Source organism: Thalassospira profundimaris WP0211 (genome assembly GCF_000300275.1).
In the GTDB taxonomy this organism is placed as follows: domain Bacteria; phylum Pseudomonadota; class Alphaproteobacteria; order Rhodospirillales; family Thalassospiraceae; genus Thalassospira; species Thalassospira profundimaris.
Genome location: NZ_AMRN01000023.1, coordinates 1 through 1065 on the forward strand (window position 1 = coordinate 1; position 1065 = coordinate 1065).

Genomic DNA, 1065 nt, shown 5'->3' on the forward strand with positions numbered 1-1065 from the left:
AGTCCTGGTTCGAATCCAGGTTCCCCAGCCAGCCTTCGCCTACTAAAGTAGGCTACCGCTTGGCATGCCAAGTAGTCGCCCCACATTCATAAGCGGCGAAGGCTGACACGCCGAAGCTAAGCGGAGGCGGTCAATGGCGGACATGCAATATGTCTATATTCTTCAGAGTTTAAAGTTTCCCGAACGCTACTATATCGGCTGCACGCGAGATGTCGCAAAGCGTTTGTATCGCCATAACAACGAACCAAACAGCTCAGGCTCCAAGCATACAGCAAACTTTGGTCCATGGAAGATCATAAACACCTTTGGATTCGAAGACGCGAACAAGGCATTTGCTTTCGAGAAATACCTCAAAACAGGCTCTGGTAGAGCGTTCTGCAAAAGGCACTTTTAGGAATGGACCAGTTGCCGACAGAGTTTAAAGCATTCCGAGTTGAATGTATCTGGCTGAAACAATGCCATTTTACATTCGAACAAATGTTTGAAAGCGACCAACACACAGCTCAGCTATTACATGATACTGCGCCCTTGTTTTTCAACGACCTTAATCACATTCTGATTGAGTATATTTTTCTCCAAGTTTGCAAAATAACGGACCCTGCAACTGCAGGAAAAAGAAGCAATCTTACCTTGCCTTATCTCAATCAAAAGCTGGAGCAACATCATTTATTCACAAACGAGATCAAAGAGTATTCCGATGAAATTCTGAGATACAGATCTCTTGTGCAAACCGCACGTAATCGGCTTGTGTCTCATTTGGACATGGAAAGTGTTTTAGCCGCAGAAAGCCTCGGGCTACATCAGCCAGAAGACGTCGTTAATTTCTTTGAATGTCTGCAGAAATATTGTGATGCAGTAGGCAGAAATATCGGAGTTGGTCCTTTAGATTTTAGTCATCCTGGGTGTTCTGGTGATGTACTTGATCTGATACAGAAGCTTAAATTTGCCAAACAAAACTGCTAATGCTGGCAAAAATCTGAAGCTGCCCAGTACAGCTTGACAAGCGTATCCTGATCCATTACCAAACGGCTCCGCCACGTCTAGTACGCGCGAAACAAAGTTCTG

Annotated in this window: 2 protein-coding genes; both read left to right on the top strand. The window is 44.8% G+C overall.

What is annotated here, in order from left to right; translation table 11 throughout:
- Nucleotides 1-142: 142 nt before the first annotated feature.
- Nucleotides 143-394, top strand: coding sequence for a GIY-YIG nuclease family protein (locus TH2_RS21980; RefSeq protein ID WP_040824898.1), 252 nt, complete (start codon nucleotides 143-145; stop codon nucleotides 392-394).
- A gap of 2 nt (nucleotides 395-396) precedes the next feature.
- A complete protein-coding gene (locus TH2_RS20400) occupies nucleotides 397-963 on the top strand; it encodes an AbiU2 domain-containing protein (RefSeq protein WP_008892350.1) in 567 nt (188 codons plus the stop codon).
- Nucleotides 964-1065: the final 102 nt, after the last annotated feature.

Coding starts and splice junctions, on each gene's coding strand:
- TH2_RS21980 (WP_040824898.1), top strand. CDS start 143: ATGCAATATGTCTATATTCTTCAGAGTTTAAAGTTTCCCGAACGCTAC.
- TH2_RS20400 (WP_008892350.1), top strand. CDS start 397: ATGGACCAGTTGCCGACAGAGTTTAAAGCATTCCGAGTTGAATGTATC.